This window comes from Jatrophihabitans sp., assembly GCF_036388195.1.
Classification (GTDB): domain Bacteria; phylum Actinomycetota; class Actinomycetes; order Mycobacteriales; family Jatrophihabitantaceae; genus Jatrophihabitans_A.
Genome location: NZ_DASVSG010000129.1, coordinates 1 through 13472 on the forward strand (window position 1 = coordinate 1; position 13472 = coordinate 13472).

Here is a 13472-nt window from a genome sequence, read left to right on the forward strand (position 1 = left end):
CCTCCAGCACCAGCGCAGCCGTCCGCCGCCAGCTCATCGCGCACCTGGAGGACGAGCTGACGCACTGCACGATGCTGGAGAAGACGCTTCTGCAGTGCGGCGGCGTCGAACGCCCGTCCGCCATGCGGCCGCTGCCGACCACCGTCGCCTTCGTCGGGTTCCTGGAGAACCTGGGCCACCAGGACTGGAAGGCCTACCTGGCCGTGTCGACGTTCCTGCAGAAGAGCCTGTCCGAATGCCGCCCCACCAGCCGGCACACCCAGTTCTACAGCGCGATAGCCGACCGCAGCCCGACCGGCGCAGCCCTGCTGCGGGCGCTCTGGGAACACGACGAGATCGACGAGGGACTGGGGCATGACGACCGTCCGGCGCAGCGGCTGGCCGAGCTGCTGAGGTACGGCCCGCTGCCGGAGGACTCGCTGCGGCATGCCGCCGTCGGCCCGGGGCTTGCCTGGGGGTTCCTCGACGGCATCCTGCAGCACTACCGCACCGGGCCGGGTTCGGTCCGGCAGCGGGTGGCCTGGCGGGGATGAGCTTGGGCGGGGATGAGCTTGGGCGGGGATGAGCTTGGCCGTGGATGAGCTTGGGCGTGCATGACTGAGGTCGGCAGGGTCATCGACAGCGGGTGTGAGCCGGCGCTGGACCTGCAGCTGGTCGAGGATGCCCTGCGGCCCGCCCAGCTGGACCGGCTCGCAGCCGACACCTTCGACCCGCGGCTGACCGAGGAGCACTGGCGGGGAGTGCTCGAGCACGAGCTGGTCCTGCTCGCCAACTGGCTCGCGCACCGCGCCCTCGACTACGCCCGGGCCGGCTCGCCGTCCGTGCCGCCACCGCCGCGCGCGGTGACCCTGCTGCCGAGCTACGGCTTCGCGCTGCATGCCCTGCGCAGGTCCGTGCCGTTCGCGGCCCTGGGGATAGCCACCACGATCACCGTGCCTGCCGCCACCCTAGGACGTGCTCACGCCGCGATCGAGCCGGTGGTGAAGGCGCTGGGGCTCTCGCACCTGCTGTCCGTGCTCGCCACGGCGCCGCCGCAGGTGGTGGAGCAGGCCGTCCGCGAGCAGGTGCCGGTCTACCTCACCGGCCGCACGGAGACCTGGCGGCTGCTCAGGGAGAAGTACCCCGAGGCAACGCTCGTGGGCGCCACCGGCAGGTGCGCCGTCGTGCTGTCGCGCGACCGGGCCGACGCGGCGAACCTGGAACGCCTGCTGGACAGCCGGCGGCTGCCGATCAGCTGCAGCAATCACCTGCTCACCCTCATCACCGACGCTCCCGACGACGTCGAGGCCGCCGTGCAGGCGTCGGTCGGGCCGCTCGGCTCCGAGCACCCGACAACCCTGGGCGAGGAGCTGCGCCGGGCGCATCCGTCGGTGATCCTGGTTCCGGCCGCCGGCCCGGACGAGGACAGCCGGGGGCCGTCGGTGCTCGCGGGCTACTCGGCCGTCTCCACCCGTCCGGACGGCACCGCGCGGAGCACCGTCGGGTTCGGCCGCGACCCGGTTGCGGGTTGGCCCGGCGACTACCTGGTGTGAGGCCGACAGCGCGGTCAGCGCGGCATACCGACAGCGCGCTCGGCAGGACTGGAAGTGACTCCGGTCCCGCCGAGCGCGGCGGTGTGGCTACTGGTGCGGGTTAGCTGCTCGGGGTGACGGTGACCGGCACGGTGGCGACCACGCCGGGGTGCAGCTCGATGGTCACGGTGTGCGCGCCGGTGGTCTTGATGTGCCCGGGCAGGTGCACCCGCTTCTTGTCCACGGTGGGCCCACCGGCGGCCTTGACGGCGTTGGCGACGTCGGCCTGGCTCACCGAGCCGAACAGCTTGCCGCCGTCCCCGGCGCGCGCCTTGAGCGTGACGGCCAGCCCCTCGAGCTGGGCCTTGATCTCGTTGGCGTGGCCCAGGCCGCGGATCTCCCGGGAGTCCTGGGCGCGCTTGATCTGGGTGATCTGCTTCTCCGCGCCCTTGCTCCAGGCGATCGCCGCGCCGCGCGGCACCAGGTAGTTGCGGCCGTAGCCGTCGGCCACGTCGACGATGTCGCCGGGCGCGCCGAGGCCCGCCACCTCACGAGTCAGGATGATCTTCATAGCCGTCCTGCCTTAGCGCGCGGTGGAGGTGTAGGGCAGCAGCGCCATCTCGCGCGCGTTCTTGACCGCCTTGGCGATCTCGCGCTGCTGCTGGGTGCTGACGCCGGTCACCCGCCGGGCGCGGATCTTGCCCCGGTCGGAGATGAACTTGCGCAGCAGGGCGGTGTCCTTGTAGTCGATCGCCTCGATGCGGGAGGTCTTGAGCGGGTTCGACTTCTTCTTGGGCTTGCGTAACGGTGGCTTGGCCATCAGTGGGAACTCCGTCTTCGGTTCAGGAAAGTCGTGCGATCAGTGGAAGAGGTCTAGAAGGGCGGTTCGTCGGAGTAACCGCTGCCGGACGAGGCCGCGGCCGGGCCGGACGAGGCCCACGGGTCATCGGCCGGCGCGCCGCCGCCAGAGCCCTCGGCGCCGAAGCCGCCGCCGGACGAGCCGCGCTGGGTGCGGTTGACCTTGGCCGTGGCGTAGCGCAACGACGGGCCGACCTCGTCGACATCGAGCTCGATGACGGTGCGCTTCTCGCCCTCGCGGGTCTCGAACGAGCGCTGCTTGAGCCGTCCGGTCACCACGACGCGCATGCCGCGCTGCAGGGACTCGGCGACGTTCTCCGCGGCCTGGCGCCAGATCGAGCAGCGCAGGAACAGCGCTTCGCCGTCCTTCCACTCGTTGGTCTGCCGGTCGTAGTTGCGCGGGGTCGAGGCCACCGTGAACGAGGCGACCGCGGCGCCGGACGGGGTGAACCGCAGCTCCGGGTCGGCCGTCAGGTTGCCCACGACGGTGATGACGGTTTCGCCGGCCATCAGGCTGACTTCCGCTCGGCCCGCTTCGCCGTGGCCTTGTCCTGGGCCTTCTTGGACTTGGCCTTCTGCGGGGTGGGCCGCAGCACCTTGGTCCGCAGCACGGACTCGTTGAGGTTCAGCTGCCGGTCCAGCTCGATCACCGACGCGGGCTCGGCGCTCAGGTCGATGACGGCGTAGATGCCCTCGGACTTCTTGTTGATCTCGAACGCCAGCCGGCGGCGGCCCCAGACGTCGACCTTCTCCACGGTGCCGCCATCCTTCTTGATGACGGAGAGGAAGGTGTCCAGGGACGGAGCGATGGTGCGCTCGTCCAGCTCGGGGTCGAGGATGACCATGACTTCGTAATGGCGCATGGGATTAACCCAGCCTCCTGTGGACTTGGCGGCCACGGACGGTCCGTGGCAGGAGGGTGAAGCGGTCTGGTGACACCCGCGCGAAGGCGGGCCACGGGCGGCGGACACCTGACGTCCATCGCCCAGACTGCAACCCTGACAGGTTACCGGCTGGCGTCCGGCGACGGAAATCGGCGGGTCAGGGCCCAGCGCGGGTCAGGGCCCAGCGCGGGTCAGGGCCCAGTCTCAGCGGCGGACCGTCAGCGCTGTGGCTTGACGGGAGCCTTGACCGTCGCTTCGGCCGGCTGCAGCAGGAAGGTGCGGGCGTAGAAGGCGGTGGCGCCCGAGAGCGCCAGGATGGCGAGGATCACCGCGAGGGTGGGCAGCGCGCCCAGCGCGGACCGGGGGCGGGTCGAGGCCAGCTCCACGGTGCGTGGCGAGCCACCGGACTTGACCCCTGGCGCGGAGGAGGAGGCGCCAGCTGGCGCGGCGTTGCCCGCGGCCTGCTGTGGGCCCTGTCCTTGGCCGCCGGCGCTGGTCGACCCGGTGACGGGGACGTAACTGCCCCCGAGACCGCTGCCGGTGCCGTAGCCATCGGGCACGGTGCGGTCGGCCACCGTCGGCCCGGTGGGCTTGTAACTGGTGCCCGGGACGTTCGCCCCGGGTGGCGGGGTGACACCTGGCGAATTGCCGCCGGGCAGACCGGGGACACCCGGAACGCTCGGCAGCCCGGGCACGCTGGGCAGGCCCGGCACCCCGGGAACCGAGGGCAGCGCGCTGTTGATCGGCCCCAGGGCGCCGTTGGCGCTGCTCACCACGCCACCGATCGCGCCGTTGATCCCGCTCGTGATCGGGCTCGGCACGACCGAGGCGGACACGCTCGGCACCGGCAGCTGCACCGCCACCTTGCAGTCCTTGACGTTGCTGGCGACGACCAGCTTGCCCTTCTGGGTGAACCCGAGAACGCCGCTGGTCTTCCAGGTCAGGTCATAGGCCTGCACGCTCGGAAACGGCACGCTGACGCCGGTGTTGGGCACCGGATACGTCTTCGGCGTCGGGGCAGGCGTGGTGTTCGCCTTCGACAGCACCGTCAGGGTCATGCTCTGTCCGAGGCTCAGCACCACTCCCGGTGTGAACTTCACGGTGGTGCCGGGCACGACCGCGATCGAGCCGTTCAACGGCGCCGGGCAGCTGGTTGAGGACATGCCGGTCGCATCCAGCGTGACGGGCGTCGGCGGTGGCGGGGCGGCCGCGCTGGTGCCGCCGAGCAGAAGCAGGCCGGAGCCGGAGACCACGGCCGCCGCGACGGCAACGCCGGCGATGCGACGAGGACTCATCAGCGCTCCCCTCACCCTGTACCGTCTGTGGCGCCTTGGACGTCCTGAAGGTCCGGAAAGGCACCATCTTAGCCTGCCGACCCGCATGCATCGTCCCAGGGCCGACGAAGAACACAACGAAACAGGCGCCCATTGGTCACGCCCACCCAGCGGCCAGCGGCCGAAACCGCCCAAACCGCTCCCGAGAACGGCACGTTGACGCGCAATGGTTTTGGTGGCTGAGGTGTCTGGCTGTCATGAAGGCCCAGTCCCGGCGGCGGCCCATTTCGCGGAGCTCGTGGAGGCTGCACGGACGCCCTGCTCGGCATCGCCTACCTGCCCACCCGGGACCGGCAGGCCGCCGCGGGTGACTGATGTCAGGGCCCGGACGTAACCTAGGCGCCATGGCTGACTCCCTCGTCATCGGCGCGCACGTCGACTCCACCGATCCGCTGGCCGCGGCCGCCCAGGTCGACGCCGCAGCGGTCCAGTTCTTCCTGGCCGACCCGCAGGGCTGGAAGGCGCCGAAGGAGCACCCGCATGCCGACGCGCTCCGGGCCACCGACCTGGCCGTCTACGTGCACGCGCCGTATGTGATCAACGTGGCCACCACCAACAACCGGATCCGGGTCCCGAGCCGCAAGATCCTGGCCCAGCACGCCGCGGCGGCGGCCGCGATCGGCGCGAAGGGGCTGATCGTGCACGGCGGCCACGTCGGCGCCAACGACGACCCGGCGGTCGGCATCGAGAACTGGCGCAAGACCTTCGCCTACCAGGCCGACAGCGGCGGCTTCCCGTTGCCGATCCTGATCGAGAACACCGCCGGTGGCACCGCCGCGATCGCCCGGCACCTGGACCGGATCGCCCAGCTGTGGGACGCGATCGGCGAGTACGGCCCCGGCTTCTGCCTCGACACCTGCCACGCGCACGCCGGCGGCGAGGACCTGACCGGCATCGTCGACCGGGTGAAGGCGATCACCGGCCGGATCGACCTGATCCACGCCAATGACAGCCGCGACACCTTCGACTCCGGCGCCGACCGGCACACCAACCTCGGCACCGGGTTCATCGAGCCCGAGGCGATCGCGGCCATCGTCCGGGCCGCCGGCTGCGACGTGCTGGTCGAGACACCGGCCGCCGGGCAGGCCGAGGACATCAGCTACCTGCGCAGCAAGGCCAGCTAGCAGCCTCCCCGAGCCTCAGCCGCCCGACACCTCCGCATGGACGGCGCTCACCGCATCGCCCACCGGCACGTCCCGCCGCTCGCCGGACTTGCGGTCGCGCAGCTCCACCACGCCGTCGTCCAGCCCGCGCCCGACCACCAGGATCGTCGGGACGCCCAGCAGCTCGGCGTCCTTGAACTTCACCCCGGGCGAGGCCTTGCGGTCATCTAGCAGCACCCGCACCCCCAGCGACACCAGCTCGGTCGCCATCCGCTCGGCCTCGGCCACCGCCGCGGCGTCCTTGCCGGTCGGCACCACGTGCACGTCCGCCGGCGCCACCAACCGCGGCCAGCACAGGCCCGCCTCGTCATAGGTCTGCTCGGCAAGCGCAGCGACGGCCCGGGTGACTCCCACCCCGTAGGAGCCCATCGTGATCGTCACCGGCTTGCCGTCCGGGCCGAGCGCGGTCAGCCCGAAGGTGTCGGCGTACTTGCGGCCCAGCGCGAAGACATGGCCCAGCTCGATGCCACGCGCGATCTGCAGCGGCGAGCCGCAGCGGGCGCACCGGTCGCCGTCGCGGATCTCGACCGCGCCGACCTCGCCGGCCGGGTCGAAGTCCCGCCCGCGCACCACGAAAGCGGTGTGCTTGCCCTCCTCGTTGGCCCCGGTCACCCAGGCGCTGCCCTCGACCACCAGCGGGTCGACCAGGAAGCGCACCTTCAGGTCGGCCAGCAGCTGCGGGCCGATGTAGCCCTTCACCAACTCCGGCACCGCGGCCAGGTCCTCGGCGTCGGCCTGCTCCACCTCGACCGGCTCGAGCTGCCCGGCAAGCCGCTTCATGTCGACCTCGCGGTCCCCGGGCACGCCGACCACCAGCAGCTCCCACCGGTCCGCGCCGGGCTGGTGGGTCTTGAGCACCACGTTCTTCAAGGTGTCCGCTGCGCTGAACTGTCGGGTCGGCAGCCCGTACTCGGCCCAGTCCAGGCTGTTGAGCCGGTCCACCAGCGTCGCGATCGTGGGTGTGTCCGGGGTGTCGAGCACCACGCTGGCCGGCTGGATGGACCCGTCCTGGACGGGCGGGCCGGCGATCTCGACCGCTTCGGTGTTCGCGGCGTAGTCGCAGCTGGTGCACTGGACGAAGGTGTCCTCACCCGAGGGCGTCGGCGCCAGGAACTCCTCCGACGCCGAGCCGCCCATCGCCCCGGACACCGCGAACACGATCCGGTAGTCGAAGCCCAGCCGGCTGAAGATCCGCTCGTAGGCGTCCCGGTGCGCCTGGTAGGACTGCCGCAGGCCCTCGTCGGACAGGTCGAAGGAGTAGGAGTCCTTCATGATGAACTCGCGCCCGCGCAGCACGCCGGCCCTTGGCCGGGCCTCGTCGCGGTACTTGGTCTGGATCTGGTAGAGCGAGAGCGGGTAGTCCTTGTAGGACGAGTACTCGCCCTTGACCAGCAGCGTGAACAGCTCCTCGTGGGTCGGGCCGAGCAGGTAGTCCACGCCCTTGCGGTCCTGCAGCCGGAACAGCGAGTCGCCGTAGTCGGCCCACCGCCCGCTGGCCTCGAAGAGCTCGCGCGGGATCAGCGCCGGGAAGTGCACCTCCTGGGAGCCGATCGAGGCCATCTCCTCGCGGACGACCCGCTCGACGTTGGCCAGCACCGCCATGCCCAGCGGCAGCCACGAGTAGATGCCCGGCGCCACCCGGCGGACGTAGCCGCCGCGGACCAGCAGCCGGTGGCTGGGCACCTCGGCGTCGGTCGGATCATCGCGCAGGGTGCGCAGGAACAGCGTGGACATCCGCAGCAGCACAAGAACTCCAACCGTTTTTCCAGCCCACCGTCACGAGCCGACCGGCCCGCCGGACGAGGTGAAGCCGACCGGGCAAGGTTAACCGAGCCGGTAGGGGCGGTCTGCTGAATTACCGCCGGCCAGCTCGCCGTCCGGGTCGTCGTCCGGTTCGTCTGGGTCGTCGTCGTGCTCGTCCGGGTCGTCGTCCGGTTCGTCCGGGTCGTCGTCCAGCCCGTCCGGGTCGTCGTCGTGCTCGTCCGGGTGGCGTGCCCGGCCCCGGCCGGCGCCGAGCAGCCGATCGGTAGCCGACGTGGCGAACAGCCCGGCCCCGGGATCGGGCTCGTCGGCCGAGCGCACGACATCCAGCTCCGGACGGCGGATGTCGCGCACGATCAGCGCCACCAGCACCAGCAGGGTGGCGTCGCGCAGCAGCAGCACCCAGGTCAGCCCCTCGTAGGGCAGCGCCTTGTTGGGGTCGCTGCCGCCGAGCAGCCAGAGCAGGGTGGCGATCCAGACCGCGATCTCGGTGGCCTGCCAGATCAGCGCGGTGCGCCAGCGCGGCCGGGCCAGCGCCAGCAGCGGCACCAGCCAGATCGAGTACTGCGGGCTCCACACCTTGGTGGTCAACAGGAAGGCGGCCACCGTCAGGAACGCCAGCTGGGCCAGCCGGGGACGGGACGGGGCGGTGAGCGCCAGCCAGCCGACGGCTGCGAGCGCGGCCAGCAGCACCAGCCCGACCGCCAGGCCCGGCGGGGACCAGCCGCTGTCGAGCGGGGAGCCGAAGGTGTGCGGGTAGTAGTGCTTGAGCATCGCCCAGAACGTGCTCGCCTCGGCCGGACGGGACTCGGAGAAGGCGTAGAACTCCTTCCAGCCGGCCGTCCAGGTCAGCGCCACCGGCAGGTTCACCGCTAGCCACGCCCCGGCCGCGGCAGTGGCCGCCCACAGCACCGGACGCCAGCACCGGGTCCGGTAGGCCAGCAGCGCCAGCGGCACGAACAGCAGCGCCGGGTACAGCTTGGCGGCGGCGCCCAGCCCGATCAGCACGCCGGCGGCGACCGGCCGGTCGCGCGCCCAGGCCCACAGCGCGGCCGAGGCGAACGCCATCGCCAGCAGGTCCCAGTTGGAGAAGGCGTGGAAGACCAGCAGCGGGCTGAGCGCCAGGACGGCCGCGTCCCACTGCCGCCGCCGGCCCGCCGCCGCCGCGGTGGCAGCCACCGTGAACAGCCCGCAGACCGCCAGCAGCAGGCAGGTCAGCACGCCGAACACCACGCCCTGGTCCTGGCCCGGCACGGCGCCGCTCTCGGCGAGGGAGTGCCAGGCCCGGGTCAGCTCGGCGGTCAGCCACATGAACCCGCCGGTCAGCACCGGGTACTCCACGGCGTGATCGCGGTAGGGCACCGCACCGGAGGCCAGCCCCTCAGCGCCCCAGAGCGGGATGACGTCGGAGTAGCAGGCATGGGTGTACTGCTTGGAGGCCACCCACTGCCCGTCGGCGCACGGCAGCTTCTCGCCGTAGCCGAGCAGCAGCGTGAACGCCCCGAGCGCCAGCAGCACCCGCAACGGCGTCCACCAGCCGGCGTTGCTGCGGGCGTAGCGCCCCACCGGGCCGCCGACCAGGGCGCTGGCCCGGGCCGCGGTCGGGTCGGTCCGCGACGGCAGCGGCACCTCAGCCGAAGCCGAGGCCGAGGACGGCCGGACCGCCGCGGGAGAGGCGCTCGGCTCGGTCACGGCGACGATCCTCGCACGCTCCCGGCCTAGGGGCGGCGGGTCGGTGTCGCCGAGGCGGGGGCGGCCGCCTTCTTCGTGGACGAGCTGGCCGTCGGTCCCGGCGCGCCGCTGGACCCGGGCGCCGACGTGGACGGGCAGATCGGCAGCCCACAGCTGGTGCTCGGCGTCGGGGTGGGCGTGGCAGAGGTGCTCGGCGGCGCGGACGTGGTCGGCGCGGCGCTGGTGCTCGGCGGCGTGCTCGACACGGTCGGGGTCGGAGACGCGCTGGTGCTCGGCGGCGGCGTGCTGGACGGCTGCGGCTGCCCGATCTGCTGGGTGGTGGGCATCGGCAGCACCGGCTTGCCGTTCAGGTAGCCGTCCATGAACCGCTTCCAGGCGGTGCCGGCCATGTCCCGGCCGTACTCGGAGTTGCCGTTGGCGTCATAGATCGGCTCCACCTTGTCCGAGCCGACCCAGGACGCGACGCTGACCTGCGGGGTGAAGCCGACCGTCCAGCCGTCACTGGAGTCGCCGGTGTCCTGGATGCCGACGGTGCCGGTCTTGGCCGCCACCGGCCGGCCGTCGGCCAGCCCGATGCCCGACCTCTCGGCGACGTCCTTCATCGCCAGGGCGGTGTCGTTGGTGACCCGCTTGTCGAGCACCCGCTTGGCCTTGTCCTTGTGCTGGTAGATCACGTTGCCCTTGGCGTCGGTGACCTTCTGCACGAAGTAGGACTGCCGGGCCAGGCCGCCGTTGGCCAGCGTGGCGTAGGCGACCGCCTGGTCCAGGATCCGGACGGGGTAGTTGCCGATGCCGACGTAGTTGTCGGGGGTGCCGTTGCGCATCAGGGTGGGGGCGCCGGGGTTCGCGCCCGACTCCGATTCGGTGGCCGGAATGCCCAGCGCGTGGGCGGTCTTGACGACGTTGGCCGGCCCCACCAGCGAGGTGAGCTTGCCGAACACCGTGTTCAGCGACAGCGTGGTGGCCCGGCGCAGCGTGTAGGTGCCGTAGTCGGGGTCGGTCGGGTCGTTGGAGAACGGCAGGTTGTCGATGGTCTGCGGCGAGGAGCCGTCGAACATGGACTGGATGGTGAAGGCCGGCTTCACGCCCTTGAGGTTCTGGGACAGGGCAGTGGCGATCACGAACGGCTTGAAACTCGAGCCCGGCGGCCGCCAGGACTGGGCGTAGTCCAGCCCCGCGCCGTTGGCGCCGCCGTAGTAGGCGATCACCCCGCCGGTGTTCGGGTCCACCGCGACCAGCGCCGGGCGCATGTTCTTCTGCTTGCGGGTCAGGTTGGAGTAGGTCTTCTTGATGGCGTCCTGGGCGGTGGCCTGTGCGCCGCGGTCGATGGTGGTCTGGATTCGCAGCCCGCGGGTGTTGATGGTGGCCGGGTCCACCCCGTCGGCGCTGAGTTCGGACTTCACCTGGCGCCAGACCAGGCCGAGCGGGCCGTCCAGCGCGGAGCTGGAGTTGCGGATCTTGACGGTGGCCGGGAACTTCAGCGCGGCAGCCTGGTCGCGTCCGAGCTTGCCGGTGCTGACCATGCCGTCCACCACGTACTGCCAGCGGCCCTTGGACGCCGACGGGGTGACCGTCGGGTCGAAGTACTCCGGGGACTTGATCACCGTGGCCAGCAGCGCGCCCTGGGCGACGTTGACCTTGTCCACCGAGACGCCGAAGTAGGCCCGGGAGGCGGCCTCGATGCCGTAGGCGCCGCGTCCGAAGTAGATGGTGTTGAGGTAGCTCTCCAGGATCTCGTCCTTGGAGTACTGCCGGCTGAGCTTGAGCGAGATCGCCAGCTCCTTGAGCTTGCGGCTCAGGGTCTTCTCGGAGTTGAGGTAGGCATTCTTGACGTACTGCTGGGTGATGGTCGAGCCGCCCTGGGTCTCGCCGCCCCGCAGGTCGTTGATGGCCGCCCGCATGGTGCCCTTGATCGAGATGCCGGGCTCGGAGTAGAAGCCACGGTCCTCGGCGGCGATCACCGCGTCGCGCACGTGCCCGGGGACCTTGGACAGCGGCACGATGATCCGGTTCTCGCCGCCGTCGATGGTGGCCATGGTCGAGCCGTCGGCGTACTGCACGATCGCGGACTGGTTGGTCTGCAGCTCCGCGGGGCTCGGGACGCGGGCGACCGAGTACACGCCGACGGCCACCACGGTGGCCAGCAGCGCCAGCAGCCCGAGCAGACCGGTCAGCACCAGGCCGATCCGGCGCAGCACCCGCTTCTGGCGGCTCATCTTGGCCAGCCGGCGCTTCTTGGCCGCCCGGCGTTGCTGCCACCGGCTCGGCTGGTTCGCGGCCCGCCGGGCCGGGCCCTTGCCGGGCACGGATCGGGACTGCTGAGGCGCGGAGGAACCCGCCACGAAGAACTCCTTCTTGCTCAGCGCCACATCAGGTGGATCAGCGCTCCATCAGGTGGATCGGGAATTACTGCTGGTGTCTACTGCTCAATGTCGGCCACTCGGGCCCATCACTGAGCACAACACGCCAGCCGGGCTGGCGGACTACTCGCAGGGTACGGGGTGTTGCTGGGTGCCCACGGTGGGGCCAAAGCCCGCATTCGGGCGCCTGGGCCGGCCATTTCTCGACCCGCCCGGGGCGTGTTCCACTCGACTGAGTGTAGGTGATATCTCGACCTGATGTATCGTGCTGATATATCGGGTCGAGAGGAGGGCAGCACCATGTTGGAGATCCCCATCCTCGGCCTGCTCAGTGAGGCCCCGATGCACGGCTACGAGCTGCGCAAGCGGCTCTCGGCGCTCCTCGGGACGTTCCGGGCGTTCTCCTACGGCTCGCTGTACCCGTCCCTGCGGCGGTTGCAGGAAGCCGGCTGGATCGATGAGGAGGACGTGCCGATCGAGGAGCCGGCCGGTGGCTTCGGCACCCGGTCCCGGCGCGGCAAGCGGGTCTACCGGCTCACCGCCGAGGGCAAGGAGCACTTCGCGGCGCTGCTGGCCGAGGTGGGCCCCGATGCCTACGACGACGAGGGCTTCGGCACCCGGCTCGCCTTCTTCGCCCAGACCCGCTCGGACATCCGGCTGCAGATCCTGGAGGGGCGCAAGCAGCGGATGACCGAGCAGGCCGACGGCATGCGCAGCTCGCTGGCCCGCACCCGGGAGCGGCTGGACCGCTACACCCTCCAGCTGCAGGAACACGGCCTGGAATCGGCGGATCGCGAGGTCCGCTGGCTCAACGAATTGATCGAAACCGAGCGTCGCGGGCCCAACCCCAGCCCCTGACGACGGCCCTGACCACGAAGACCGACCGCCACGCCAGTTCAAGACCAGCCAGGTGCGGCACCCAACAACCAAGGAGGAACCCGATGGGTTCGCAAGACAACCAGAACGGCTCCGGCGGCGGTGCCATCCGGGTAGCCATCGTCGGTGTCGGCAACTGCGCCGCATCGCTGGTGCAGGGCGTGCACTACTACCGCGACGCGGACCCGTCCGCGCCGGTGCCCGGTCTGATGCACGTCAAGTTCGGCCCGTACCACGTCAGTGACATCAACTTCGTCGCCGCCTTCGACGTCGACGCCAAGAAGGTCGGCCGGGACCTCTCCGAGGCCATCGTGGCGTCGGAGAACAACACCATCAAGCTGTGCGACGTCCCGCCGCTGGACGTCCCGGTGCTGCGCGGCCCGACCCTGGACGGCCTCGGCAAGTACTACCGGCTCACCATCGACGAGTCCGACGAGGAGCCGGTGGACGTGGTCAAGGTCCTCAAGGACCAGGCCGTCGACGTGATGATCTGCTACCTGCCGGTGGGCTCGGAGGACGCGGCGAAGTTCTACGCCCAGTGCGCCATCGACGCCAAGGTCGCCTTCGTCAACGCGCTGCCGGTGTTCATCGCCGGCACCCCGGAGTGGGCGGCCAAGTTCGAGGCGGCCGGCGTGCCGATCGTCGGCGACGACATCAAGTCCCAGGTCGGCGCCACCATCACCCACCGGGTGCTGGCCAAGCTGTTCGAGGACCGGGGCGTGGTGCTCGACCGCACCTACCAGCTCAACGTCGGCGGCAACATGGACTTCAAGAACATGCTCGAGCGCGACCGGCTGGAGTCGAAGAAGATCTCCAAGACCCAGGCCGTCACCTCCAACATCGACCACGACCTGGGCTCGCGCAACGTGCACATCGGCCCGTCGGACTACGTCCAGTGGCTCGATGACCGCAAGTGGGCCTACGTCCGGCTCGAGGGCCGCGCGTTCGGCGAGGTGCCGCTGAACCTGGAGTACAAGCTCGAGGTCTGGGACTCCCCGAACTCGGCCGGCATCATCATCGACGCGCTGCGGGC

General features: G+C 70.9%; 13 protein-coding genes. 5 read left to right on the top strand and 8 right to left on the bottom strand.

The genetic code is table 11. The features are described from left to right. A partial coding sequence (locus tag VF612_RS13210; protein ID WP_408660317.1) for a hypothetical protein occupies positions 1–533 on the top strand: 533 nt, incomplete at its 5' end. 60 nt (positions 534–593) lie between these two features. Next, positions 594–1532 carry a hypothetical protein gene (locus VF612_RS13215; protein WP_408660318.1) on the top strand — a complete coding sequence of 313 codons (939 nt, stop codon included), beginning with the start codon at positions 594–596 and terminating at the stop codon, positions 1530–1532. Between the two features lie 100 nt (positions 1533–1632). Here the strand turns inward: VF612_RS13215 and rplI are convergent, their stop codons facing one another. The 5 genes from rplI to VF612_RS13240 form a co-directional block, all read right to left on the bottom strand. Next, positions 1633–2082 carry a 50S ribosomal protein L9 gene (gene rplI / locus VF612_RS13220; RefSeq protein ID WP_408660319.1) on the bottom strand — a complete coding sequence of 150 codons (450 nt, stop codon included), beginning with the start codon at positions 2080–2082 and terminating at the stop codon, positions 1633–1635. A gap of 12 nt (positions 2083–2094) precedes the next feature. Further along, on the bottom strand, positions 2095–2331 hold the full coding sequence (rpsR, locus tag VF612_RS13225) for a 30S ribosomal protein S18 (RefSeq protein ID WP_311423422.1): 237 nt from the start codon (positions 2329–2331) through the stop codon (positions 2095–2097). Between the two features lie 53 nt (positions 2332–2384). Then, complete coding sequence (locus VF612_RS13230; protein ID WP_408660320.1) at positions 2385–2879, bottom strand: single-stranded DNA-binding protein; 495 nt, start codon at positions 2877–2879, stop codon at positions 2385–2387. Continuing rightward, positions 2879–3232: a 30S ribosomal protein S6 gene (gene rpsF, locus VF612_RS13235; protein ID WP_408660321.1), complete on the bottom strand. Its 354-nt coding sequence runs from the start codon at positions 3230–3232 to the stop codon at positions 2879–2881. The genes VF612_RS13230 and rpsF overlap by 1 nt, the downstream gene beginning before the upstream one ends. A gap of 239 nt (positions 3233–3471) precedes the next feature. After that, entirely contained in the window at positions 3472–4548 is a 1077-nt protein-coding gene (locus VF612_RS13240; protein WP_408660322.1) for a hypothetical protein, read from the bottom strand. A 383-nt stretch (positions 4549–4931) separates the two neighbouring features. On the opposite strand from VF612_RS13240, the gene VF612_RS13245 reads away from it, so the two are divergent. After that, a complete protein-coding gene (locus VF612_RS13245; protein WP_408660323.1) occupies positions 4932–5711 on the top strand; it encodes a deoxyribonuclease IV in 780 nt (259 codons plus the stop codon). 15 nt (positions 5712–5726) lie between these two features. Here VF612_RS13245 and VF612_RS13250 read toward each other — a convergent pair whose 3' ends face one another. From VF612_RS13250 to VF612_RS13260, 3 genes are all read right to left on the bottom strand, one after another. Beyond that, positions 5727–7496 carry a proline--tRNA ligase gene (locus VF612_RS13250; RefSeq protein WP_408660324.1) on the bottom strand — a complete coding sequence of 590 codons (1770 nt, stop codon included), beginning with the start codon at positions 7494–7496 and terminating at the stop codon, positions 5727–5729. A gap of 78 nt (positions 7497–7574) precedes the next feature. Beyond that, the gene (locus tag VF612_RS13255) at positions 7575–9203 is read right to left on the bottom strand and encodes a glycosyltransferase family 87 protein (protein WP_408660325.1); all 1629 of its coding nucleotides are present in this window, start codon (positions 9201–9203) and stop codon (positions 7575–7577) included. 26 nt (positions 9204–9229) lie between these two features. Beyond that, complete coding sequence (locus VF612_RS13260) at positions 9230–11572, bottom strand: transglycosylase domain-containing protein (protein ID WP_408660326.1); 2343 nt, start codon at positions 11570–11572, stop codon at positions 9230–9232. 249 nt (positions 11573–11821) lie between these two features. On the opposite strand from VF612_RS13260, the gene VF612_RS13265 reads away from it, so the two are divergent. Continuing rightward, positions 11822–12421: a PadR family transcriptional regulator gene (locus VF612_RS13265; protein WP_408660327.1), complete on the top strand. Its 600-nt coding sequence runs from the start codon at positions 11822–11824 to the stop codon at positions 12419–12421. 83 nt (positions 12422–12504) lie between these two features. Further along, positions 12505–13472, top strand: a 968-nt coding sequence (locus VF612_RS13270; RefSeq protein WP_408660328.1) for an inositol-3-phosphate synthase, incomplete at its 3' end; no start/stop codon positions are given.

Bases quoted from the DNA above. Each gene is read 5' to 3' on its own strand.
- VF612_RS13215 (WP_408660318.1), top strand. From the start codon at position 594: ATGACTGAGGTCGGCAGGGTCATCGACAGCGGGTGTGAGCCGGCGCTG.
- VF612_RS13245 (WP_408660323.1), top strand. From the start codon at position 4,932: ATGGCTGACTCCCTCGTCATCGGCGCGCACGTCGACTCCACCGATCCG.
- rpsF (WP_408660321.1), bottom strand. From the start codon at position 3,232: ATGCGCCATTACGAAGTCATGGTCATCCTCGACCCCGAGCTGGACGAG.
- rpsR (WP_311423422.1), bottom strand. From the start codon at position 2,331: ATGGCCAAGCCACCGTTACGCAAGCCCAAGAAGAAGTCGAACCCGCTC.
- VF612_RS13240 (WP_408660322.1), bottom strand. From the start codon at position 4,548: ATGAGTCCTCGTCGCATCGCCGGCGTTGCCGTCGCGGCGGCCGTGGTC.
- rplI (WP_408660319.1), bottom strand. From the start codon at position 2,082: ATGAAGATCATCCTGACTCGTGAGGTGGCGGGCCTCGGCGCGCCCGGC.
- VF612_RS13230 (WP_408660320.1), bottom strand. From the start codon at position 2,879: ATGGCCGGCGAAACCGTCATCACCGTCGTGGGCAACCTGACGGCCGAC.
- VF612_RS13265 (WP_408660327.1), top strand. From the start codon at position 11,822: ATGTATCGTGCTGATATATCGGGTCGAGAGGAGGGCAGCACCATGTTG.